This window comes from Flavobacterium labens (genome assembly GCF_048286755.1).
Lineage (GTDB): Bacteria > Bacteroidota > Bacteroidia > Flavobacteriales > Flavobacteriaceae > Flavobacterium.
Genome location: NZ_JBLVPL010000001.1, coordinates 655,557 through 679,522, shown reverse-complemented (window position 1 = coordinate 679,522; position 23,966 = coordinate 655,557). Strand labels below are relative to the sequence as shown.

Here is a 23,966-nt window from a genome sequence, read left to right as displayed (position 1 = left end):
TATGAATTGGGTATTATTAATAATTGGCGGTCTTTTTGAAGTGGGTTTCGCTACTTGTTTAGGCAAAGCCAAAGAAAGTTCAGGAATGATGGCGACATTATGGTTGGGCGGATTTTTGGTTTGTTTGACAATAAGTATGGTGTTGCTTTATAAAGCCACACAAACATTGCCAATTGGAACTGCTTATGCGGTTTGGACCGGAATTGGAGCAGTGGGGACGGTTTTTGTTGGAATTTTTGTGTTTAAAGAACCGGCTGATTTTTGGCGCATATTTTTCATCACCACTTTAATCAGTTCTATTATTGGACTGAAATTCGTTTCGAGCCATTAAAGCCCCAGATTAAGAACGAAACTTATTTTTACCGCTATGTTATCTTGAAATTTACTCAGTTGATTGGGTCCGTAACGGTAAAATCCGCCTAATCCCAATCCATTGTAAATTTGGTTCAGTTCTATTCCAGATTCGAAATAACCTTTGTCCAAGGTTTTGTAATCCAATCCAACATGTTGTTCAGGTTTTCGTAAATTTCCCCAAGCCATTCTTGAAACAAGAACTAAGGAAGGTTTTACTTTTTTGAATAATGTTACGCGGCTAAAGCCATGTTTGAATTGAAAATAAGCATATTGACTGGAGAAAAATTCATTAAAAAACATAGTTTCAAAACTGTTTTTTCCCGCAAAAGTGATTCTCTGCATAATAGTTTCTTTGGTGATATTATTAGGAGACGTATTGTACAAATGTGTCAGCGGCACATCGCCAAGAGCATAACCGGCTTCGAAAAGTAAGCTTGTTTTTTGACCGTTTAAATATTTTTTTTCATACTCTGTTTTGAAATCGAATTTGCTGAACTCAAAATCATTTTGCATAACCTTAGGCAGGGATTGTGTGTATTGAAAAGTGAATTTCGGGAAACGTTTTTCTACTTCAATTCGTCCCGTAGGTGTTTGCATGTAATCGCTGAATGGATTCCAACGTAAAGAAACCATTGCGGTGGTCATAACATAGCTCGTATATAATTTCTCGTTTAGGTTGTATATGTAATTGAATTTAGGTTCTATTGCGGCACGGGAAAGCTCCCAAAAACTTTCTGTTTTTGGAATAATTTTGGTTTCTATAAATGTTTTCCAACTCACATAATTGTAAAATGTACTGATGTTTATAGGTCTTGGATCATAGATTTTAAATGCTTTTTTATCAATTGTAAACACGGTGCTTGCAATTTCTCGAATGTCATCAGTATAGGAAACGCCAATCCACGAATTAGAAAATTTACCTACGCGAGTTGCCATCCCTAAATTATATTTGAAATTACCATCCTTAGTTCCATAAGCGGTGTAGCCTTCGATTCTGAATTTTTTTGAAAATTGTTCATTAGTGACTCCGCCAATTCCCAATCTGAATCCTTCGTAATTATTATAACTGAATAATTTACGTAAGTCTAAATCGAATTTCCCAATAGGTAAGTATCCATTGATGATTTTTCGTCCAAAACGGATGCGACTTTCAATTCGTTTTTTAACTGAAATACTGTCCAGTGCCAAATATGTTTTTTGGCTTCGGCTGTCTAAACTGTCTTTTCTGTAGGTGTTCCAAAAACCTTCTGGTTTGTTAATTGCATCGTCTTTGATTTCGATATAAATCGCCGATTTTTTAATTTGTATTGGAGTATTATACTGAATTTCAAAATTATTCGTGTGCGAAAACAAATATGTAAAATCTGAGGCAACCTTTTTTCTTTCTTTAAAATCTTGTTCTACATCGCCATCAAATTGAATGGTTCCGCCAAGGATTTTTATATCGTCATCATTCTTGCCTTTTACAATTTTAAACGTTTTGTCTGTTGGGAACCATAATTTTTCACTTGGAATGTACTTAAAATCATGAATCCCGCTAATGTCAAGAACGCCTTTTATGCGCATTACCGCTTTGGCGACAGCAAAGTTATTTTGGTCAATATAAAGTACGCCTTCCAGTCCTGATGATTTTCTTTTTTTCTTATTTTTAAAGTAAATCATATAGGTATTTCTACCTTCAATGCGGAGTGAATCCAAGAGTTTGTAGTTGTAATCGTTTAGTGCATCATTTGCAATTGGACTGTTGTATTTGGTTTCAAAAAGCTCGTAGCTGGAATCGTAAATAGAGAAAGACTGCAAGTTAAAAGCAATGATTTCATAAACAGGTTGTTTGAAACCCGCCATTTTGGTGCCTAATATTGTTTCTTTTAATGTACTATTTGCAAATTGATATTGTGATACTTTCTCGGTTTGAAAAAGATGTTGTTTACTAATAATGTCTTTAAATTTATAATCAGAAGAGTCAATTTTTGAGAATTGTTTTCCAAAAGACTTTTGTACAAAAACAGAATCGATTCTTCCGTCAATAGAGTCAGGATTTGCGGTTACAATGAGTTTATTATAAGATTTAAACTCAAAACTGTGGAGCTTTTTTTGGGGATTATTGTTGTTTTTATTTTCGATTGTCTTTCTGATAATTGCCAAAGCCGGATTTTCATTTGAAATTTTCACTTCATTCAAATTATCCGTCTTTTGAGAAAGAACAACCACATAATAATTTTTGTTTTTTTCGATGGTAATCCTAGCTTTAGTAAAACCAATATAAGAAATGTCAAAAGCTGTAAAGGGAATTACAGTTACAATACTAAACTTTCCATCGACATCTGAGATGGAATTTAGACCGTTATTTGTGGCAATCGTGGCAAACGGCAACGGTTTGTTGGTTGTAGATTCTTTCACAATTCCATTGACCTGAAATTGCGCCTGTAGCGAAAGCGTTAAAAAAAAGAATAACAAACACAATTGCTTCATAAATAGGGTTTACTACAAAACGGGTATAATCTCATTTTGGTATTGCAAAAATAACAATAAAAAAATCCGTCTCGTTAAACTAACAAGACGGATTTTTAATATAGTTTGAAAGGAAATTACACCTTCATAATTTCAGCTTCTTTCACTACTAAAAGTTCATCAATTTTACGGATAAACGTATTGGTTAAGTTTTGAACTTCTTCTTCTGCACTTTTACAAATGTCTTCTGATGTTCCTTCTTTTTCTAATTTTTTAATATCTGTATTTGCATCTTTTCTTGCATTTCGAATTCCAACTTTAGCATCTTCGGCTTCCACTTTAGCTTGTTTGGCAAGATCGCGTCTTCTTTCTTCAGTTAATGCGGGAACGCTAATGATAATTACATCACCGTTATTCATTGGATTAAAACCAATGTTGGCAACCATAATTGCTTTTTCAATTACTTGCAGCATATTTTTTTCAAAAGGTTGCAATGTAATAGTTCTGGCATCAGGAACACTAATTTTTGACACTTGTGAAAGTGGTGTAGCAGATCCGTAATAATCTACAAAAACACTTCCAAGCATAGCTGGAGATGCTTTTCCTGCACGAATATTCAAAAATTCTTTTTCTAAATGCGCAATAGAACCTGTCATAGATTCTTTAGTACTATCTAATATAAATTCAATTTCTTCAGTCATAATTTAGATCTTTGGATTTTTAGATTTTTAAATCTTTAGACTGTCTGACAATCTAAAAGTCTAACAATCTAATTTGTCTATTTATATATTTACTACGGTTCCTATATTTTCGCCTTCGCAGATTTTCAATAAGTTTCCTACTTTATTCATGTCGAAAACAACGATTGGTAATTTATTTTCCTGACTTAATGTAAATGCAGTCGTATCCATTACATTTAATCCTTTTTTAAGTACATCTTCAAAGGAAATAAAATCGAATTTCACAGCCGATGCATTTTTTTCTGGATCACAATCATAAACACCATCCACGCGAGTTCCTTTTAAAATCACATTGGCATTAATCTCAATACCGCGCAAAACTGCTGCAGTATCCGTTGTGAAATATGGATTTCCAGTTCCGGCTCCAAAAATTACAATTCTTCCTTTTTCAAGGTGACGATCTGCTCTCCTTTTGATGTATGGTTCTGCTATGGATTCCATTTTCAGTGCCGTTTGCAAACGGGTTTTCATTCCTTTTTCTTCTAGTGCTCCTTGTAGTGCCATTCCATTGATTACGGTGGCTAACATTCCCATATAATCTCCTTGAACTCTGTCCATTCCTGCACTTGCTCCGGCAACTCCTCTAAAAATATTTCCACCACCTATTACAATAGCGATTTCTACTCCTTTATCATGAATTTGCTTGATCTCATCGGCATATTCAGCTAATCTTTTTGGGTCAATTCCGTATTGCAGGTCGCCCATTAAAGCTTCGCCACTTAGTTTTAGAAGAATTCTTTTGTATTTCATGTGTGTGTTGAGTTGATTGGTGCAAATATAGAATATTCTTTTTTTTTAAAATAATGTTGCTGAAATTTTATAAATTAAGTTTTTCGTACGCTTTTTTTGCGGCTTCATAGCCAATATTGAAAACGGCATCCATCTTCACTTTATTGGTTTCAAAGGTGCTGTAAAGACATAAATCCTTTGGTTCAATAACCCAATCGCAAATATTAAATTTATGCAGGTTTGAATTTGCCGAAAGAATATCAAATGCTCGTGTGGTTACTGCTTTGATAGAATTGAGATCTTTAGCTTCAATTTTTTGAATCGGACTCACATAAACACCTATTAATGTATCGCATTGCCCTTGTAAAATATCAGTGGGAAAATGATTTAGTATTCCGCCGTCACTATATATTTTTCCTTTAATTTCATACGGAGATAAAATTCCGGGAAATGCAGACGAAGCTAGAATGGCATCGATTATTTTTGTTTCCTGTCCAAATATTTTTAATTTTCCTCGAACCATATCAGTTGCCGTAATTTGAATCGGTATTTTCAAATCGCCTAATGTGGCATCCTTAAAAATACTATGAAAATAAGTTTTGAACGATTCAGAATCAATTAATCCTGCTTTTTTAAATGTTAAATGCTTCCAGTGAAAAAGGTATATTGATTTGAAAAATTCCAGAATTTCTTCGGGAGTTTTCCCCCAGGCATACATGGTACCAACAATTGAACCTGCACTTGTTCCTGCCATTTGAGATGGTCGGATGTTTTGTTCTTCTAAAAATTTAATCGCACCAGCATGGGCTATCCCTTTAGAACCACCGCCGGAAAGTACTAATCCTATCGATTTTGTTTTTAAATCCATCTTTTTTATTTGTGATAAAATTACTCTTTTTGCGGAATTGAAAGTGACATATGTCATATTTATGCTCCAATTTTGTGGTAACTTTGTGAAAACAAATAATTCATTATGAAAATTCCAGTAGCTAAAGCATTGTTTAATAGTCATTCCTATTCTGAGTATAGAAAACTAGTTTCAGATTTATTGCTCGAAGGAAAGTCAACCGGTAACGAACAATCTGATGATTTAAAACATTACAGTGAGTTAAATGAAACCCGAATGAATCGTTTGGATAAAACGATGAAAATTACCGATGAAAATATTTTGAAATTAAAGAATTTAAAAAGCGAATACATTTGGTTAGTAATTTCAGAAGGTTGGTGCGGTGATGCAGCCCAACTGTTGCCAATTATTAATAAAATGGCAATTGATTCCGGTAAAATAGAATTGAAAATTGTTCTGCGTGATGAAAATGACGAATTGATGAAGTTGTTTTTAACCAATAAAAAGAAATCAATTCCAGTTGTGGTGGTTGTAGATAAAGAAACGGGAAGTGTTCTTGGAAAATGGGGTCCAAGACCCAAAGGAGCAACAGATTTAATTACGGATTATAAAAAGGAATTTGGAGTTATAGATGAAACTGCAAAAACCAACTTGCAATTATGGTATTTGCATGATAAAGGAATTAGTACCCAAAATGAGTTGGCTAACTTGATGCTTGATTTGGAACGATAGAATTTAAAAATTGGCAACTTTCATAACTTTCAGCGTCTTTTAATTGCCAAAAAAACTTCACAATAGAGCAAGATATCATTGTTTTGATGTGAAATTTTTAATGTAAAAAAGACCTGAAGTTCTATGTTTGTTGAGGTCAAAAAATTAAATTTATTTTTTTGTTAATTTTTTTGCGTATCAAAAAAAAATACGTAAATTGGTGACTGCCAACCAGGTCTATTGTTAATTTACTTTTTTTATTGGTGTTTAAATATTGTTCACAACTAAAAAACATCATTATGAAAAATCGATTTGAAAAGTTTTATGATTATTTGTCACATTTACTATTTGGAGGTAAAAAAGCAACTAATTATTAAACAATCGGCGCAAGCCTAGTAGACAAATAGAGTATGGATTAAAACTACTTTAACTTTAGAAAAAACACATCGCAAATTCAATTTAATATTGGATTTGTCATGTGTTTTTGCTTTTGATTACAATCCTTCGGTAAGACTTTGTTCGAATAAAGTAACATCCATTGCATCAGCCACGTTATAATCTCCAATTTTTGTTCGGCGCAAAGCCGTTAAATGCGAACCTGAATTCATAGCTTTTCCAAAATCAAAAGCCAAGGAACGAATGTAAGTTCCTTTACTGCAAACCACTCTGAAATCTATTTCCGGAAGTGCGATTCGAGTAATTTCAAATTCGTGAATCGTTGTTTTTCTAGTCGCAATTTCTATGGTTTCTCCGGCGCGTGCATGTTCGTATAAGCGAACACCGTCTTTTTTTATGGCCGAGAAAATGGGTGGTTTTTGGTCTATTTCCCCTAAAAACTGCTTTACAGTTTCGTGAATTAAAGCTGCGTCAATATGTTCCGTTGGGAAAGTCTGATCGATTTCGGTTTCTAAATCATACGAAGGCGTTGTGGCTCCAATATAGAATGTTCCGGTATATTCTTTAGCTTGACCTTGAAGTTCCGTAATTTTTTTGGTAAATTTTCCGGTACAAACTAACAATAATCCGCTTGCCAAGGGATCTAAAGTTCCGGCATGACCAATCTTGAATTTTTTTGGAAGATTAGCTTTACTGATTAAAGCCCATTTCATTTTATTTACCGCCTGAAAAGAAGTCCAATTCAAAGGTTTGTCAATGAGTAAAATTTGTCCGTTTTGGAAATCTTCGGCTGTTTTCAATGGAAATTATTTTAAGTATGAAAAGTAGATCAATAAAAAAACGCCTACTATTATGCGATACCATCCCCAAGGTTTGAAACCGTATTTTTTGATAATTTCAATAAAGAATTTAATGGCTATAATGGCAACAATAAAAGCAACAACATTTCCTATTAAGAACAATTGTATGTTTTCGTTTGATTTTAAAATCAATTCGTAGCCTTTCATTTGAGATGTTTCGTAGGTTTTCAAGAATACAGAATAGCACGTTACTGCCATCATGGTTGGAACTGCTAAAAAGAAAGAGAATTCCGCAGCTGCGTGACGCGTTAATCCTTGTTGCATACCGCCAATTATGGAAGCGGCAGAACGACTTGTTCCTGGCATCATTGCTAAACATTGCCAAAAACCGATGGTTACTGCTTTTTTAATGGTGATGTCTTCTTCTTTAAGAACCGTTGGACTTTGAAAACGACTGTCAATAAATAATAAAACGATTCCACCTAAAATTAATACAATCGCAATTGGAATTGGATCTCCAAGAACGGCTTCAATCTTATCATCGAATAATTTTCCTAAAACCAATGCAGGAATTACGGCACAAATAAGTTTTATGTAAAAGTTGATGGCTACACTTTTTGAAGAGAAATCGAAAAATTTCTTCCAATACAAAGCGACAACGGCCAGTATGGCTCCAAATTGAATAGAAACCTGAAATAGTTTCACAAAATCATCTTCTTGAATTCCAAAATAAGAACTTAGAAAAACCATGTGAGCTGTTGAAGAAACAGGAAGATATTCTGTTAATCCTTCGATAACAGCAATTAAAAATGCTTGTAATGTATTCATTATATAGTGATCGGTGTTCAGTTTTTAGTGTTCAGTTGATAGAGTTTGCTTTATACTGCAACTTATTACTCGTCACTGTTTACTATTTTTTTGGATTCTTAAGAATGGCATAAACGGTAATTCCAAAACCTATTAAAACGGTAGTTGGCGCCAATCGAATTCTTCTGAAATTGAAGATATCTTCATTGAAAACATTTGGGTCATCACTTCCTCCGCCAGCCATTAGAATAAATCCTAAGGCAATTACTCCAATCCCAATTAATAGGATTTTATAATTTATTTTGTCAAAAAGAAATTCGGGTTGCTGTTCGTTGTTTTTCATTTATGCTGAATTTAGTTCAGCATCTAAAAATGCTGAATGATAATGCTTTTTTTAATCTTCAATTAATAAAGGTCGTCTGTTCTTAAATTCAAGAAACGTTGTGTTGCAAAATATGTGCTTAACCAGGTGATCAATATTCCAACGCCTAAAACAGCTAATAATACCAATCCAATTAAAGCTTTATCGTCAAGTATACCAAGATTTGGAAAATTAGTTTGAACGTAAATTAAAAGACCAATTAATGCAATGATGGCAAGTCCTGCGCCAATCATTCCCAGTTTTATGCTTCGCATCACAAATGGTTTTCTGATAAAGGCTTTGGTTGCGCCTACCATTTGCATGGTTTTAATGATAAATCGGTTGGAGTGTATGGATAAACGCAACGAACTATTAATCAGTAATACGGCAATCACGGCTAAGAATCCGCTGATTACCAAAATCCACATACTTACTTTTTTGATGTTATCATTTACTAAATTCACTAATTGCTTGTCATACACAATATCCGAAACCATAGCGTTTTTACGCAAGCGGGTTTCAATTTTTGCAATACTGTCTTTGATTACATAATCAGCTTTCAAGTGAATGTCGTAAGAGTTTTGCAATGGGTTTTCTCCAAGAAATTCCATGAAATCTTCTCCAATAATATCTGTATGTTGTTTTGCAGCAGCTTCTTTAGTTACATAATCGTATGATTTTGCAAAACGGCTCGATTTTAATTCAGTTCCAAAAGCCTTCAAAATACTGTCATTCGCTTCGTTCTTGAAAAAAACGGTCATGGCAATATTTTCTTTGAAATCGTCCGCTAATTTTTGAGAATTTATTATAAAAAGACCCAATACGCCCAATAGAAATAAAACTAAGAATACACTTAGCACTACTGAAAAATAAGAGGAAATTAATCTGCGTTTTTGAAATTTATCAAAGGAAGAACTCATAGTTTATTGAAATTATTGGGTAAAAATAATAAAGAATTTCTTTATTTAAAGTTAATAACGCTCAAAGTTTTAACTTTCGTACAATAAACGTAAATTTGGCACCTTGAAATAATCATTTCTCCAAATATAATACAGCAACTTAGTAACCGAGTTAATTTGAATCTTATTAATATGACTTGAGTGTGCGACAGCATGACTCCATTAAAAAAATAATTAAGAAAGTAGAATGAAGTACAATCCGAACGAAATAGAGGCCAAATGGCAGAAATATTGGTTAGAAAACGCAACGTTTAAAGCCGAAAACAACTCAACAAAACCTAAATATTACGTACTTGATATGTTTCCTTATCCATCTGGAGCGGGATTACACGTAGGACATCCGCTGGGATATATTGCCTCTGATGTGTATTCAAGATACAAAAGACACCAAGGTTTTAATGTGTTGCACCCAATGGGCTACGACAGTTTTGGATTGCCTGCGGAACAATATGCGATACAAACGGGACAACGTCCTGAAGATACGACTTCAGTAAATATTGACGGAGGAACGGATAAAGAAGGAAATAAAATTGCGGGATATAGAAAGCAATTGGACAAAATTGGATTTTCGTTCGATTGGAGCAGAGAAGTGCGTACTTCAAATCCGGATTATTACAAACATACACAATGGATTTTCATCCAATTATTCAATTCTTGGTACAATAAAAACAGCGATAAAGCCGAAGATATTTCGACTTTAGTTTCCATTTTTTCGACAGAAGGAAATGCAAATGTCAACGCCGTTTGTGATGAAAATATCGAAGGTTTTTCAGCAAATGAATGGAACGCTTTTGCAAAAGAACAGCAGGAGAAAATTTTGCTGCAATACAGATTGACGTATTTAGCCGAGACTGAGGTGAACTGGTGTCCGGGATTAGGAACCGTTTTAGCGAATGACGAAATCGTAAATGGTGTTTCGGAGCGTGGTGGTTTTACGGTGGTGCGCAAGAAAATGACGCAATGGAGCATGCGAATTTCGGCTTATGCAGAACGTTTGTTACAAGGATTAAATCATATTGACTGGAGCGAAAGCATCAAAGAAAGTCAAAGAAACTGGATTGGAAAATCGGTTGGAGCGACTGTGGAATTCAATGTTCAAAATTCAGAAGCTAAAATCGCAGTTTTCACCACTAGGCCTGATACTATTTTCGGTGTTACGTTCATGACATTGGCTCCGGAACATGAATTAGTTTCACAAATTACAACTTCAGAACAAAAAGCAGAAGTAGAAGCTTATATTGAAAAAACGTCAAAACGTTCCGAAAGAGAACGTATGGCCGATGTAAAAACTATTTCTGGAGTATTTACAGGCGCTTACGCGGAACATCCTTTTACTAAAGAACCAATTCCGGTTTGGATTGGCGATTATGTTTTGGCAGGTTACGGAACAGGCGCTGTTATGGCGGTTCCTTGTGGCGATGAAAGAGATTATGCTTTTGCTAATTTCTTCAAAGGGCAACAAGGTATGTCAGCCATTAAAAACATTTTTGATAAAGATATATCCGAAGCTGCTTTTGGAGCCAAAGAAGGTTTTCAATTAGTAGATTCTGATTTTCTAAATGGATTAGATTACAAAAAAGGAACTCAAAAAGTAATTGAAGAATTAGAAAAATTAAATCAAGGAAAAGGAAAAACAAATTACCGTTTGCGTGATGCCGTTTTCTCTCGCCAGCGTTATTGGGGAGAACCGTTTCCTGTATATTATGTGAATGGCTTACCGCAAATGATTGATGCCCAACATTTGCCAATCATCCTTCCGGAAGTAGAGAAATATTTACCAACCGAAGACGGTTTGCCGCCTTTAGGAAACGCTACGGTTTGGGCTTGGGATAGTGTTAATAATAAAGTTGTTTCTACTGATCTTGTCAACCCGAGCGCAGTCGAGGGTCAAACGATTTTTCCTTTAGAACTCAACACAATGCCAGGTTGGGCGGGAAGTTCTTGGTATTGGATGCGTTACATGGATGCACATAACGAAAACGAATTTGCCAGCAAAGACGCTTTGGCATATTGGGAAAGCGTAGATTTATACATTGGCGGAAGTGAACACGCCACCGGTCATTTATTGTATTCTCGTTTTTGGAACAAATTCCTAAAAGACAAAGGGTTTGCACCAACCGAAGAACCATTCAAAAAACTGATTAATCAGGGAATGATTTTGGGAATGAGTGCGTTTGTTTATCGATTAGACGGAACAAATACATATGTTTCTAAAAATAAAATTGACGGACAAAAAGTACAGCCTATCCATGTTGATGTATCAATGGTTAATTCTTCAGATGAATTAGATATTGAAAGATTCAAAAGTTGGAGAGAGGATTATGCTGATGCAGAATTCATCACCGAAGAAAACGGAAAATACATTGTTGGTCGCGAAATTGAAAAAATGTCGAAATCAAAATACAATGTGGTAACACCGGATGATATTTGTAACGAATACGGTGCCGATACCTTGCGTTTGTATGAAATGTTCTTAGGACCATTGGAACAAGCGAAACCTTGGAACACGGCAGGAATTTCGGGAGTTTTTGGTTTCTTGAAAAAACTGTGTCGTTTGTATTTTGATGATAATGGTTTGATTGTTACCAATGACGCACCAACCAAAGACAACTTAAAATCATTACACAAAACCATCAAGAAAGTGGCGGAAGATATTGAAGGGTTCTCTTTCAATACGTCGGTTTCACAGTTTATGATTTGTGTGAATGAATTGTCCACTCAAAACTGTCATTCTCGTGCAATATTGGAGCCATTAGCAATTGTGATTTCGCCGTATGCACCTCACATCGCCGAAGAATTATGGTCGTTATTAGGAAATACAGGTTCGATTGCGACAATTGCTTTCCCAGTTTTTGAAGCTAAGTATTTAGTAGAGAGCGAAAAGGAATATCCAGTTTCTTTCAACGGAAAAATGCGTTTCACGATGGTGTTACCTTTGGATTTGACCAAGGAACAAATCGAGGAAATCGTAATGAAAGACGAAAGAACCATCAAACAATTAGAAGGAAGAACGCCAAATAAGGTAATCATTGTTCCGGGGAAAATCATCAATTTGGTTGGATAGGTATTCAATGTTGCAATAATCATATTAATCCAAATTCTATTTTTAGAATTTGGATTTTTTAATTCTAATAAATAAAAATCTTCGCAAATCCGTTTCATCTGCGTTATCCGTGTTCCATTTCACCAATGCCAAATTGACAAAATAAAAAATTGGTTCAGATTTTGATAAATCTTTTATAACTTTAACAATACAATTAAAAAACAAAAATATGGGAATGGGTTATTTGATTCTTGCCGGAGCAATTATGCTTTTCAGCTGGTTAGTTAGTTCAAGACTAAAAAGTAAATTTGAACATTATTCTAAATTACAATTACAAAACGGAATGTCAGGCGCTGAAATAGCCGAAAAAATGCTTGCCGATAACGGAATTCGCGATGTGAGAATAATCTCTACACCGGGACGTTTGACGGATCATTACAATCCGGTAGATAAAACCGTGAATCTAAGTGAGGCGGTTTACAACCAACGCAATGCGGCAGCGGCTGCTGTTGCGGCGCATGAATGTGGTCACGCCGTGCAACACGCTGTGGGATATCAATGGCTGACGATGCGTTCTAAATTAGTGCCTGTGGTGAATGTGGCATCAACGTATATGCAATGGATTTTGCTTGCCGGAATCTTGATGATGAAAACTTTTCCACAATTGTTATTAGTAGGAATTATCATTTTTGCAGCAACCACTTTATTTTCGATTGTTACTTTACCAGTCGAATATGATGCGAGTAATCGTGCCTTGGCTTGGTTAGAAAACAAAAGAATGCTGACGCAACAAGAACAAGCGGGAGCGAAGGACTCCTTGAAATGGGCTGCCAGAACGTATGTCGTGGCTGCTTTAGGGTCGATTGCTACGCTGTTGTATTATGTTTCTATTTATATGGGCGGAAGTAGGAGAGATTAGATTATTAGACTTTTAGAAGGTTAGATCTTTAGATTAATTGTATAAAAAAGCCGTCTTGTTTCATAACGAGACGGTTTTCTTGTTTTAGAAATCTAATAATCTAAAAATCTAAAGTTGTATTTGTCTGTCGATTTGTTGGTCTAGGGAAATGAAGGTTTCTGTTCTGGAAACGCCTTCTATAGCTTGAATTTTGGTATTTAGTAAATGCATTAAATGTTCGTTATCACGACAGATAATCTTTATCAGAATCGACCAGTTTCCTGTGGTGTAATGGCATTCCAAAACTTCGGGGATTTTCTTTAAATCACGAACCGCTTCTGGATTTCGGGCGGCTTTGTCCAGATAAATCCCAACAAAAGCCATCGTATTGTAGCCTAATATTTTATTGTTTACTGTAAATTTTGATCCCGAAATAACGCCGGATTGTTCCAGTTTTCGCAAGCGTTGATGAATTGCCGCTCCTGAAATCCCTATTTTATTGGCGATTTGAAGAATTGGTTTTCGGGCATCTTCCATCAGGTCGCGTAAAATTTCTTTATCGATACCGTCAATTTCTACTATTAGGGAATTGATTTTCATGAGTTATTATTTTAAACTAAAATATAGAATCCAGTTTGAATTGAAAACCAAATTTAAGCAAAAAACGATTAGTGTAAAGAACGACCAGCCTTTTTTATAACTTACGCCATAAAAAAAGCCATTCGGATTACGAATGGCTTTTTGATTTTATTTTGAAAAGTAATTTTTATTTTCCTTTATTGGCTTCAATAATGTATTTTTCTAAAGCCATTGTCATCGAAGGTGTTGCTGGTGTTGGTGCAAGAATATCCACTCTCAAACCGTGATCCAATGCTTCTTTTTGAGTAGTACTTCCAAAAACGGCAATTCGAGTATTGTTTTGCTCGAAGTCTGGGAAGTTTTTAAACAATGATTTTATTCCTGTTGGGCTAAAGAAAGCCAAAACATCATAATATACATCGGCTAAATCAGATAAATCACTCATTACGGTTCTGTAAAAAACAGCTGGAGTCCAGTCTACTTTTAATGCGTTTAGCGTTATTGGCGCATCGGCATTCAATTGGTCTGAAGCAGGTAATAAGAATTTTTCGTCTTTGTATTTTTTTATCAGCGGAGATAAATCAGCAAAATCTTTTGGTCCCACGTAGATTTTACGTTTTCTATACACAACGTATTTTTGCAGGTAAAAAGCAATAGCTTCTGATTGGCAGAAATATTTTAATCCTTCAGGAACTTTATAACGCATTTCATCAGCCACTCTAAAAAAATGATCTACGGCATTTTTACTCGTTAAAATAATTGCGGTGTAATGATTAAGATCGATTTTTTGAAGTCTAATCTCTTTTGCATTAACTCCTTCTACATGAATAAAAGGTCTGAAATCAATTTTTACTTTATGCTTTTGTTGAAGTTCAAAGTAAGGGGAATTCTCCACTTTAGGCTCAGGCTGTGACACCAAAATTGTTTTCACTTTCATATTTAACGGTTTCTAAGCACTCCCTTTTGTAAACCAATAATACATAAAATAATAGGGTGCTATTTCAAGAGCGCAAAGATATAAAATAAAATAAAACAACTTACCGAATATTATATTTTGATAATTTTTTATTGAAATCAAATAAGTTAATATGTTTATTATCAATACTGTAGCAATAATTAGCAACGGAATATTTCTTGAAAATGAGTCGTAATAAAACAAAATAATATTCAATGGCAGTATGATTAGTCCAATATAGGTTCTGTAAGTCACCTTTTGGAGGTTAAACTGCTCCATAAATTCTTCAATATTGAATGAAGTGGCTATTATTTTCTCAATCAAATATTTAGATAAAATAAAGAAAGTTAGGAAGGTAAAAATTTGAATGTAAAGTATCCAATCTGTCTTTGAGGCATGGCCAAAATAACTTAACGAAATTTGGATGAAGAAAGCAATTGAAATCACTTGGACAAAAAACAAGGAGATGGTGAAACCGCTTTTTAAGTGGCTGCTATCTCTGTAAACTTTGTTGTATTTATTGGAAAAAATTAAATTGGCGAAATCACCAAATCTATTTTCGAAAACAGATTTTGTAACAGCAATAATAGCAAATGACAAAACAAAAAGCACGGTTGCCCAGTCTTTGCTGTCAGTTATTCTTGGATGAAGTATATTTTCGATCATAACGTTGCAAAATTACTAATTTTTATATCATTCTTTTTATTATAATTTTATTAAGGATGAAATGGCATAAAAAGTTTACTTTTGCGGTGAAATTAGTTAAAAATATGAATGATTGTATTGTTATAATTCCTACCTATAACGAAATTGAAAATATAGAAAGCATTATTCGATCAGTGTTTTCGCAACATAAATCTTTTCATGTTCTTATTATTGATGATAATTCACCGGATCATACTGCTGATAAGGTCGTTTTACTTCAATCTGAATTTGGAGGGAGATTATTTTTGGAAAAAAGAGAGAAAAAATCAGGTCTGGGAACGGCTTATGTTCATGGATTTAGATGGGCATTAGCACATAAATATGATTTCATTTTTGAAATGGATGCTGATTTTTCCCATAATCCAAATGATTTAGAGAAGTTATACAATGCGTGTCATTTTGGCGACGCTGATTTAGCGATTGGCTCCCGTTATGTAACTGGTGTAAATGTAGTAAACTGGCCGTTGAGCCGTGTTTTGATGTCGTATTTTGCATCGGTTTATGTACGAATGATTACCGGGATGAAAATTCATGATGCCACAGCAGGTTTTGTTTGTTACAAAAGACAAGTGCTCGAAGAGATCAATTTAGATAAAATAAAATTTGTTGGATACGCTTTTCAAATTGAAATGAAATACAGAACGTATTGTAAAAAATTTCAAATTGCTGAGGTTCCCATCATTTTTACCGATAGAACAAAAGGGCAATCCAAAATGAGTAATTCAATAATTGTTGAAGCCGTTTTTGGAGTTATTGCACTTAGATTAAAAAGATTAGTCAACACATTATAAGAAAAAGACAGGATGAATAGGGTTTTAATTAAGAATGCCAAAATAGTAAATGAAGGAGTGATTTTTGAGGGCGATGTATTAATTGAAAATGACTTAATTGTTGAAATTTCAGAAAGCATTAGTGCAAAATCCTCTCAATGTAAAATCATTGATGCCGAAGGGAATTATTTAATTCCGGGTGCAATTGATGATCAAGTGCATTTTAGAGAGCCCGGACTTACGCATAAAGGAGACATAGAATCAGAATCTAAAGCGGCCGTTGCAGGAGGAATTACTTCTTACATTGAACAGCCTAACACGGTTCCAAATGCGGTTACCCAAGAAATATTAGAACAAAAATACGAGTTGGCTGCCCAAAAATCGTATGCGAATTATTCTTTTATGATGGGTGCAACTAATGATAATTTGGAAGAAGTTTTAAAAACAAATCCAAAGAATGTTGCCGGAATAAAAATATTTTTAGGTTCCTCAACAGGGAATATGTTGGTGGATAATGAAGCAACTTTAGAGAAAATATTTTCAAGTACACCCATGCTAATTGCGGTGCATTGTGAAGATGAAGCGACTATCAAAAACAATTTAGAGAAATACAAAGCAGAGTTTGGTGAGGATGTTCCAGTTACGGTTCATCACCTTATCCGAAGCGAGGAAGCGTGTTATATTTCGTCTTCCAAAGCGGTTGCGTTGGCTAAGAAAACGGGTGCTCGCTTGCATATTTTTCATCTTTCGACTGCCAAAGAAATGGATTTGTTTACAAACAAAATTCCTTTGGAAGACAAGAAAATCACTGCCGAAGTTTGTGTACATCATTTATGGTTTACCAATGATGATTATGCTACAAAAGGCAATCTTATCAAATGGAACCCAGCTGTAAAAACGGCTAATGACAGAAAAGTGCTTTGGGAAGCCTTACTGGATGACAGAATTGATGTGGTTGCAACGGATCACGCGCCACACACATTAGAAGAAAAAAAACAATCGTATTTGAATGCACCTTCCGGCGGACCATTAGTGCAACATGCTGTAGTGGCTATGTTTGAAGCGCATCATCAAGGAAAAATAAGTATTGAAAAAATTGTGGAGAAAATGTGCCATAATCCGGCTAAAATCTTCAAAATAGAAAAACGTGGTTTTATCAAAGAAGGCTATTACGCGGATTTGGTTATCGTTAATTCAGGCTTGCCTTGGAGCGTAAAAAAAGAAAATATTTTGGCTAAATGTGGTTGGTCTCCATTTGAAGGTTTTACTTTTAAATCTAGAATTACCCATACTTTTGTCAACGGACAATTGGTTTATACTGCTTTTAAAGTAAAAGATATTCGTGCAGGAAAACGTTTGTTATTCGAAAGATAAAAATTTCATCAATGAGAAAAATCATAGTACTTTTAACAATCATAACACTGTTTGTAAGCTGTAAAGAAGAAGTGGTGAGTAAGCCGGAACGACTTATAGAGAAAGACGTTATGGTAAGTATTATGTATGATTTATCTATTTTGGAAGCCATAAGAAATCAAAATCCGGCTTCCTTGGATACTTTCAAAATAAATTCCAGAGATTATATTTTTAAAAAATATAAAATTGACAGTGTTCAATTTGCTAAAAGCAATGTCTATTATGCATCTGATTATAATGAATACAAAAGTATGTTTGAGCAAATCAACAAGCGATTACTAGCTAAAACAAAGAGTGTAGATTCTTTGATCAAATTGAAAAAAAAGAAGAAGAGTCCTATTGTTGACAAAAAACAAAAACAAGCTGCAATCAGCAGAGATAGTACAAAATTAGACTAAGAAAAGAGCTTAAAGATTAGAGATTTCTTTAATGTATTGGTGAATATTTATAAATTCAGTTTTCAAAGTGTCTTTAATCTTTTGGTTGGAAAATATAGTTGTTGCATATGAAGCTTTTGCAGTTGTTCGAGTTAATCTTCTCTTCTGTTGAAAAACATTCGAAACAAACCAATCCAATCTCCAGAGCATCTCCATCAAAAAGGGTTTTGCATGGATTTCAGGTGGTTTTACACCCAATGAATCGGCCATGGAATTCAGAATGTCACGAAAAACACTATTTTCTGCAATCAAAGTAAAGCGTTCATTTTTAATTTCGCTTTGCATTAATTGGTAAGCGATTTGAACAACATCACTAACAGCAACAAATCCGGTTGAGCCCAGCGTGTAAAATTTCAATCCATTTTTTACTTTCGTAAAAAGTTGTCCACTTCCTTGCTCTCTAAAACCTGGTCCAAGAATTACACCTGGATTTACAATTATCACATCTAAACCTTCTTGCTGTCCGCGCCAGATTTCCATTTCGGCACCATATTTAGAAATGGCATAATCATTATGGTACTTTTCCGGATTCCATTCGGTTTCTTCGGTGATAAATTTTTCATGAGGCAGTAAGTCGCCTAAAGTGGCAATAGAACTTACAAAACAAAGTTTTTTTATTCCAAAAGCGATACAAAAATTCACAATATTCGCGGTGCCTTCAATGTTTGTTTTTCGCAATAGATTTTCATCTTTTGGGTCAAAAGAAATCAAAGCGGCGCAATGATAAACCGTGTCAATATTTTGAAAGGCGATTTCTAACGAAGGAACTTCAGTAATGTCTGCTTGAATCCATTCTATTTGATCGAACAACGATTCCTTTTTGTACATGGAAAACAGCGATTTAGTTTTCTCCATCGAAGCGACACTTCGATAAATAGCACGAACTTTTTCTGTCCCGATACTTCGGGATTCAATTAAATGAAGCAATAAATGTGCGCCTACTAAACCCGTTCCTCCTGTGACTAAAATCATGCTACGAAAATACGAATAATTTTTTTCGAATAACCTATTAAACAAATAACCTAATCCGCAATAAATTTTATCTTTGTGCACACGAAGCCTAAAAGGCTGAATTGACGAAAGTAAATTGATTAAAAAGATGAAGAATTTTATTGAAGAAGTAACTTGGAGAGGAATGCTCCACGATGTTATGCCCGGCACAGAAGAACATTTGATGGAACAAATGCGTGTGGCGTATGTGGGAATTGACCCAACTGCCGATTCATTGCATATAGGACATTTAGTTGGAGTAATGTTATTGAAACATTTTCAACTATCGGGACACAAGCCATTAGCGTTAGTAGGTGGTGCAACAGGAATGATTGGTGATCCATCCGGAAAATCGAATGAAAGAAATTTATTGGACGAACCAACATTGCGTGACAATCAAGAAGCGATAAAAGGACAATTGGCTCGTTTCTTAGATTTTACTTCTAATTCGAATAATGCAGCAGAATTAGTGAATAATTACGACTGGATGAAGAACTTTTCTTTTCTGGATTTTATTCGTGATGTAGGGAAACACATTACTGTAAATTATATGATGGCAAAAGATTCTGTGAAGAAACGTTTGTCTTCTGAAGCTGCCGAAGGAATGTCATTTACAGAGTTCACGTACCAATTGGTTCAAGGGTATGACTTTCTGCATTTGTACAGAGAAAAGAATTGTACGTTGCAAATGGGTGGAAGTGACCAATGGGGAAATATCACTACCGGAACCGAATTAGTACGTAGAATTGCCAGTGGTAAAGCGTATGCATTGACTTGTCCGTTGATTACAAAAGCAGATGGAACCAAGTTTGGAAAATCTGAAGGTGGAAATATTTGGTTGGATTCGGCCAGAACTTCTCCATATAAATTTTACCAATATTGGTTGAACACTTCGGATGTTGATGCAGAAAAATACATTAAGATTTTTACTTTTTTATCAAAAGAAGAAATCGAAGTTTTAACTGAAAAACATAGAGAAGCACCACATTTACGTTTGTTACAAAAACGTTTGGCCGAAGAAACTACGGTAATGGTACATTCAGCGGAAGATTTAGAAAATGCGATAAAAGCATCGAATATATTGTTCGGGAATTCTACTTCAGACGATTTGAAACAACTAGATGAAGCAACTTTCTTGGATGTTTTTGATGGTGTTCCTCAAGCAGAAATCAGCAGAAATGAAATCGAAACTGGAATTAATATTGTTGACGTTCTAAACGAAAAAACAGGATTCTTAAAATCAAATGGTGAAGCAAGACGTGCTTTGACAGCAAATTCTATTTCAGTAAATAAAGAAAAAGTTGCCGAGGATTTTGTGCTTTCGACCAAAGATTTAATCAACAATCAGTTTGTACTGTTGCAAAGTGGCAAGAAAAATTATTTTGTGGTAAGAGTGGTTTAACCGTAAAATTCATAAAGATATTCATAAAGTTCGCAAGGTTTCTTGCGGACTTTTTTATTCTTTAAAATTAATTGCCATTTTGTTTGATTGAAGCCAACCTTTGATAATTGTTTCATCTTCTAATATTCTTTTAAAATCTTCAGATGATACTTTTTCTTTGAATTCTTCTTTCATTAAGTTAATACATAAATCAAAATAATGAGTTGCTTTTTCGTTTAAATAATATTCGATGTCAAAGTATTGAGAATATCTGTTTTTGTCCCAGTTTAAAGTTGCTGAAAATTTTTTAATTTCTTTAGGATTTAATTTGATAATACTATTAAGGATGTTTTGACTTATTTGCCTTTTGTTTTTTGCAATGTCATCATAAATATTATTTTTAGAACCGTTTTTTGTTTGTGCTAATTCTAATTCTTTTATTATCTTCTGAAATTCTTCATTAGCTGTTTTAGAATTAAAAATACTGACAGAGTTAATGATTTCATCTCCTTGGTATAATCTGTAGGCTGGGGAATAAGACATTGAGCTTGTTGCGTTTGGTCTTATGGAATTTGTGTTTAAAATAAATGATACGGGATTATTAGTAAGGTTTTCAATATGATAGAGTACTGTAAATTTTCTTTCTTTTTGGTTTGAATCATTCGAAATAATTGAATCAATATTAATTAATAAAGCGGTGTTTTGTGAAAAACTGGAGATAGAATAAAGCAATAGTATGAAGTAGTTTAAACGCATCATTTGGTTAGTAGTAATTTATTGTTTGTTCCTTTTTAAATATTTTGCAAATGTTTAAATTACCATCAAATTACAACCTCGAATATCAGAATTGTCAAAACGTCCCAATACCTCGAAAGAGTTGTTAGGATTTTTTTTGCCTAAATCCTGGGTAGCAATAAACGAGCAGGAATTGATGTTAGCCAAATCAATGACGTTGATTCCGCCTGTTTTTCCGTCTTGAATATAGGTCAAGGCATCTTCGGTGTCGCGAACGAGGATTTGTATCCAAGAAGGGCATTCAAATACTCCATTTCCTAATGAATAGGCTTGCGAAAGTAATTCGGTCATGCCGTATTCAGAATGTATGGTCGAAACGCCAAATCCTTTGCACAATTGTTCGTGCAATTCTTCCCGAATCATTTCTTTGCGTTTTCCTTTCATGCCGCCCGTTTCCATAATAATGGTATGCTGCAATTGAAACTGGTGTTTTTCAATTAAATCCAATAAAGCAAAAGTAACACCAATCAGAATGACATTTTGACCGGCTTCATCTAAAGCGATAAGCTTGGCAATCAATTCGTCGTGATTGTGGAGGTAAAAACCACTTTCAGGATGATTGGAAAGTTCAATTAAATCCTTGACCATGTATATTAAGGAAGAACCTTCTCTTTCCAGATAGGATGGAAGCAATGCTAGAACTACATAATCTTCAATGTTGCCATAAAATTCGGAAAATCCTTTGCGGTAGCTTTCCTCATATAACGTAACATCCGTAACCAGATGTTTACTGGTTATCATCCCGGTTGTTCCGCTGCTGGTAAAGGTTTCCTGAATGGGATTGGTATTAGAAACCACTTCATGACTCTTAAAAAACTGAATGGGTAGAAAGGGAATCTGCTGTAAAGACTTTACTTTCTGAGGATCTGTTTTCAAAAAATCACAAAATTCTTGATAGACCAAGTTGTTCTCGTATTGGAAACGAAACACTTTCAAGGCGATTTTCTCAAACTGTTTTTGACTGGAAATAGCAAATATATCGGAGGATGTAATCAAGAATTTTTTTTACAAAAGTAATCAAATTTTTTAAGGGAAACCCATTAGCAGAACAGCAATAGTCTGTTTTTTGGAATCCATTCCATTCCAATTATGCATAAAAAAAGCCCCAATAGGAATTGGAGCTTTGTATTTAAATGTTGTCGTATTATCTTATAATTAATTTTCTGGTCGCAGATGCCTCTTTTTCATTAATCTTTATGATATAGACACCTGAAGTTAGATTAGAGACATTTAGCTCTCTAGAACTAAGCATCGTTTGAAGCACTTTTTTTCCTAAAACATCAAAGATAATGATTTCTTTATCCAAGTCATTTTTTGAAGTAATGTAGACTTTGCCATTACTCACAGGGTTCGGGTACAAGCTTAAACCTTCAATTACAGCGGTTTCTTGTGTTTTTGGTTGTTGCTTAGTTTCTTGAGCACTAGCGCTCATAGAGAATAAAAAAACCAATAAAGTGATACTATAAAAGTAGTTTTTTGCCATCGGATTAGTTTGAATAGTAAATATACAAAAAATAATTCAAAAAGCGTACCAAAAAAAAACATCCTGATTACTCAGGATGTTTACTATAAATCAAATGGATTGTTTATTACAAATTTGATAATAAATTAACGCCATCAACAATTGCCCAAGCTCCAGGAGTCAATGCAGCTCCAGTTGCTGTTGTGCTAGTTGTGAAGTTTACAGGTAAAAATGAAACTGTGAAAGCTGCACCAGCACCCCATTGAACTGTATTAGTGTCTGTAATTTTTACATTCAACATTTTTATTTTACCAGCAAGAACTTGATTAGTGTTTGTAGCAGCATCTTGTATTCTTACGGCAACAGCATTTGTTGTAGTTGTTCCTGAAGTTGCAGTATTTGTGTATCCTGAAATTACTACATTACTATATTCTCCGTTACCTTCTTTTTTAAATTGGATTGCATCAATTTCAAGTGGATTACCAGCTTCAGTTGCAGTACCAGCAGCTCTTCTTAAAGTAATGTTAGATACTTTAGGGAAGAATGCATTGTTCACACTTTTTGACTCGATTTCCATTCCAAAATTTCCAGCTCCAGTTTGATAAGCATACCAGTTAGTGTTTGCTTGACCTTGCCATCCATCTTGCCAGTCAAAAGAATCATCTGTGTTTCCGTAAGAAATAAGGTTTTTAGCACTTACAGTTCCTCCGTAAAATTCAAAACCATCATCAGCTCCTTTGTAAGAAACTAGATTTTCTAATACTGTTCCTGAACCTACTGAATAAAATGAGAAACCATTCATCTCAGAGTTTCCGTCAAGGATTTTTTTACCTGCATATTCTACTCGTACATACTTCAAAGAACCTCCATTATGAGCAGCATTTGTACCACCGTAAACAATGTTTGTTCCGTCTTCAGAAGTTGCAGTTGTAATAGGAGTTCCGTCAGCTGTTTTTCCAGAAACGATAGGAGCATCACCAAACATGATTATTCCACCCCAAGAACCTGCAGTTTTAGATTTTTCAGTAAATACAACAGGTTCTGCTGCAGTTCCAGAAATATTTAATTTTCCGCCTTTTTCTACTAATAAAGCATCAGCACCATCAGCTACATCAGCAGTAATAACTGAACCAGCTTCAAAAGTTAAAGTAGCATCGCTTTTTACTCTAACAGTACCTTTGATAGTATAAACCCCTTTTGTGTATGTTTTTGCTGCTGTGATATCTCCTGTGATTTCACCCGTTGCAGTCGGTGGAGTTGTTACTACATCGTCATCACTTGAAGTACAACTTGTAAAAACCAAGCTCAATAATGCAAGACTGAATACTAATTTTTTCATTTTTAATGATTTTAAAATTATAAGTTTTTTTGTTAATTATTTAT

Annotated in this window: 24 protein-coding genes; 8 read left to right on the top strand and 16 right to left on the bottom strand. The window is 34.5% G+C overall.

Translation table 11 applies throughout. The features are described 5' to 3' along the window. Position 1 precedes the first annotated feature (1 nt). A complete protein-coding gene (locus tag ACNQF8_RS02905; protein WP_417950720.1) occupies positions 2-331 on the top strand; it encodes a DMT family transporter in 330 nt (109 codons plus the stop codon). Here ACNQF8_RS02905 and ACNQF8_RS02900 read toward each other — a convergent pair. The 4 genes from ACNQF8_RS02900 to ACNQF8_RS02885 form a co-directional block, all read right to left on the bottom strand. After that, positions 328-2,826: a DUF5686 family protein gene (locus ACNQF8_RS02900; protein ID WP_417950719.1), complete on the bottom strand. Its 2,499-nt coding sequence runs from the start codon at positions 2,824-2,826 to the stop codon at positions 328-330. The genes ACNQF8_RS02905 and ACNQF8_RS02900 overlap by 4 nt on opposite strands. Positions 2,827-2,942: 116 nt before the next feature. Continuing rightward, complete coding sequence (gene frr / locus ACNQF8_RS02895; protein WP_113634119.1) at positions 2,943-3,506, bottom strand: ribosome recycling factor; 564 nt, start codon at positions 3,504-3,506, stop codon at positions 2,943-2,945. Positions 3,507-3,587: 81 nt separating this feature from the next. Beyond that, entirely contained in the window at positions 3,588-4,295 is a 708-nt protein-coding gene (pyrH, locus tag ACNQF8_RS02890; RefSeq protein WP_113634118.1) for a UMP kinase, read from the bottom strand. A gap of 67 nt (positions 4,296-4,362) precedes the next feature. Then, positions 4,363-5,142 (bottom strand): patatin-like phospholipase family protein, encoded by a 780-nt coding sequence (locus tag ACNQF8_RS02885; RefSeq protein ID WP_315209479.1) that lies wholly within the window; start codon positions 5,140-5,142, stop codon positions 4,363-4,365. A 105-nt stretch (positions 5,143-5,247) separates the two neighbouring features. On the opposite strand from ACNQF8_RS02885, the gene ACNQF8_RS02880 reads away from it, so the two are divergent. Next, positions 5,248-5,853 (top strand): thioredoxin family protein, encoded by a 606-nt coding sequence (locus ACNQF8_RS02880; RefSeq protein WP_417950718.1) that lies wholly within the window; start codon positions 5,248-5,250, stop codon positions 5,851-5,853. Positions 5,854-6,326: 473 nt separating this feature from the next. Here ACNQF8_RS02880 and truB read toward each other — a convergent pair whose 3' ends face one another. From truB to ACNQF8_RS02860, 4 genes are all read right to left on the bottom strand, one after another. Next, positions 6,327-7,028 carry a tRNA pseudouridine(55) synthase TruB gene (truB, locus tag ACNQF8_RS02875; protein WP_417952864.1) on the bottom strand — a complete coding sequence of 234 codons (702 nt, stop codon included), beginning with the start codon at positions 7,026-7,028 and terminating at the stop codon, positions 6,327-6,329. A 6-nt stretch (positions 7,029-7,034) separates the two neighbouring features. Beyond that, positions 7,035-7,856 (bottom strand): undecaprenyl-diphosphate phosphatase, encoded by an 822-nt coding sequence (locus ACNQF8_RS02870; RefSeq protein WP_315209472.1) that lies wholly within the window; start codon positions 7,854-7,856, stop codon positions 7,035-7,037. A gap of 82 nt (positions 7,857-7,938) precedes the next feature. Beyond that, a complete protein-coding gene (locus ACNQF8_RS02865; RefSeq protein WP_417950716.1) occupies positions 7,939-8,178 on the bottom strand; it encodes a DUF3098 domain-containing protein in 240 nt (79 codons plus the stop codon). 62 nt (positions 8,179-8,240) lie between these two features. Then, complete coding sequence (locus ACNQF8_RS02860; RefSeq protein WP_417952863.1) at positions 8,241-9,116, bottom strand: cell division protein FtsX; 876 nt, start codon at positions 9,114-9,116, stop codon at positions 8,241-8,243. Positions 9,117-9,342: 226 nt separating this feature from the next. Here ACNQF8_RS02860 and leuS point away from each other — a divergent pair, with 226 nt between their 5' ends. Next, positions 9,343-12,219, top strand: coding sequence for a leucine--tRNA ligase (leuS, locus tag ACNQF8_RS02855; protein WP_417952862.1), 2,877 nt, complete (start codon positions 9,343-9,345; stop codon positions 12,217-12,219). Positions 12,220-12,427: 208 nt separating this feature from the next. After that, complete coding sequence (locus tag ACNQF8_RS02850) at positions 12,428-13,117, top strand: zinc metallopeptidase (RefSeq protein WP_417952861.1); 690 nt, start codon at positions 12,428-12,430, stop codon at positions 13,115-13,117. A 108-nt stretch (positions 13,118-13,225) separates the two neighbouring features. Here ACNQF8_RS02850 and ACNQF8_RS02845 read toward each other — a convergent pair whose 3' ends face one another. The 3 genes from ACNQF8_RS02845 to ACNQF8_RS02835 all read right to left on the bottom strand — a co-directional run bounded on the left by ACNQF8_RS02845 (position 13,226) and on the right by ACNQF8_RS02835 (position 15,296). Beyond that, entirely contained in the window at positions 13,226-13,696 is a 471-nt protein-coding gene (locus tag ACNQF8_RS02845) for an Lrp/AsnC ligand binding domain-containing protein (RefSeq protein ID WP_099714208.1), read from the bottom strand. Positions 13,697-13,862: 166 nt separating this feature from the next. Further along, positions 13,863-14,612, bottom strand: a complete 750-nt coding sequence (locus ACNQF8_RS02840; protein ID WP_113634110.1) for a uroporphyrinogen-III synthase — start codon at positions 14,610-14,612, stop codon at positions 13,863-13,865. Positions 14,613-14,624: 12 nt separating this feature from the next. Further along, positions 14,625-15,296 (bottom strand): DUF4271 domain-containing protein, encoded by a 672-nt coding sequence (locus ACNQF8_RS02835; protein ID WP_417950714.1) that lies wholly within the window; start codon positions 15,294-15,296, stop codon positions 14,625-14,627. A 104-nt stretch (positions 15,297-15,400) separates the two neighbouring features. Here ACNQF8_RS02835 and ACNQF8_RS02830 point away from each other — a divergent pair, with 104 nt between their 5' ends. From ACNQF8_RS02830 to ACNQF8_RS02820, 3 genes are read left to right on the top strand one after another with little or no spacing between them, the layout of a single operon-like run. Beyond that, on the top strand, positions 15,401-16,126 hold the full coding sequence (locus tag ACNQF8_RS02830; protein WP_315209680.1) for a polyprenol monophosphomannose synthase: 726 nt from the start codon (positions 15,401-15,403) through the stop codon (positions 16,124-16,126). Positions 16,127-16,138: 12 nt separating this feature from the next. Beyond that, complete coding sequence (locus ACNQF8_RS02825) at positions 16,139-17,479, top strand: dihydroorotase (protein WP_417952860.1); 1,341 nt, start codon at positions 16,139-16,141, stop codon at positions 17,477-17,479. An 11-nt stretch (positions 17,480-17,490) separates the two neighbouring features. Beyond that, positions 17,491-17,916, top strand: a complete 426-nt coding sequence (locus tag ACNQF8_RS02820; protein WP_417950712.1) for a DUF4296 domain-containing protein — start codon at positions 17,491-17,493, stop codon at positions 17,914-17,916. A 9-nt stretch (positions 17,917-17,925) separates the two neighbouring features. Here ACNQF8_RS02820 and ACNQF8_RS02815 read toward each other — a convergent pair whose 3' ends face one another. Further along, on the bottom strand, positions 17,926-18,927 hold the full coding sequence (locus ACNQF8_RS02815; RefSeq protein WP_417952859.1) for an NAD-dependent epimerase/dehydratase family protein: 1,002 nt from the start codon (positions 18,925-18,927) through the stop codon (positions 17,926-17,928). A gap of 127 nt (positions 18,928-19,054) precedes the next feature. On the opposite strand from ACNQF8_RS02815, the gene tyrS reads away from it, so the two are divergent. Next, the gene (gene tyrS / locus ACNQF8_RS02810; RefSeq protein ID WP_417952858.1) at positions 19,055-20,347 is read left to right on the top strand and encodes a tyrosine--tRNA ligase; all 1,293 of its coding nucleotides are present in this window, start codon (positions 19,055-19,057) and stop codon (positions 20,345-20,347) included. Positions 20,348-20,401: 54 nt separating this feature from the next. Here tyrS and ACNQF8_RS02805 read toward each other — a convergent pair whose 3' ends face one another. The 4 genes from ACNQF8_RS02805 to ACNQF8_RS02790 all read right to left on the bottom strand — a co-directional run bounded on the left by ACNQF8_RS02805 (position 20,402) and on the right by ACNQF8_RS02790 (position 23,922). Next, positions 20,402-21,082 carry a hypothetical protein gene (locus ACNQF8_RS02805; protein ID WP_417983456.1) on the bottom strand — a complete coding sequence of 227 codons (681 nt, stop codon included), beginning with the start codon at positions 21,080-21,082 and terminating at the stop codon, positions 20,402-20,404. Between the two features lie 54 nt (positions 21,083-21,136). Then, on the bottom strand, positions 21,137-22,117 hold the full coding sequence (locus tag ACNQF8_RS02800; RefSeq protein WP_417952856.1) for a LuxE/PaaK family acyltransferase: 981 nt from the start codon (positions 22,115-22,117) through the stop codon (positions 21,137-21,139). 148 nt (positions 22,118-22,265) lie between these two features. After that, positions 22,266-22,604, bottom strand: coding sequence for a T9SS type A sorting domain-containing protein (locus ACNQF8_RS02795; RefSeq protein WP_417950707.1), 339 nt, complete (start codon positions 22,602-22,604; stop codon positions 22,266-22,268). Between the two features lie 106 nt (positions 22,605-22,710). Continuing rightward, on the bottom strand, positions 22,711-23,922 hold the full coding sequence (locus ACNQF8_RS02790) for a hypothetical protein (RefSeq protein ID WP_315209438.1): 1,212 nt from the start codon (positions 23,920-23,922) through the stop codon (positions 22,711-22,713). Positions 23,923-23,966: the final 44 nt, after the last annotated feature.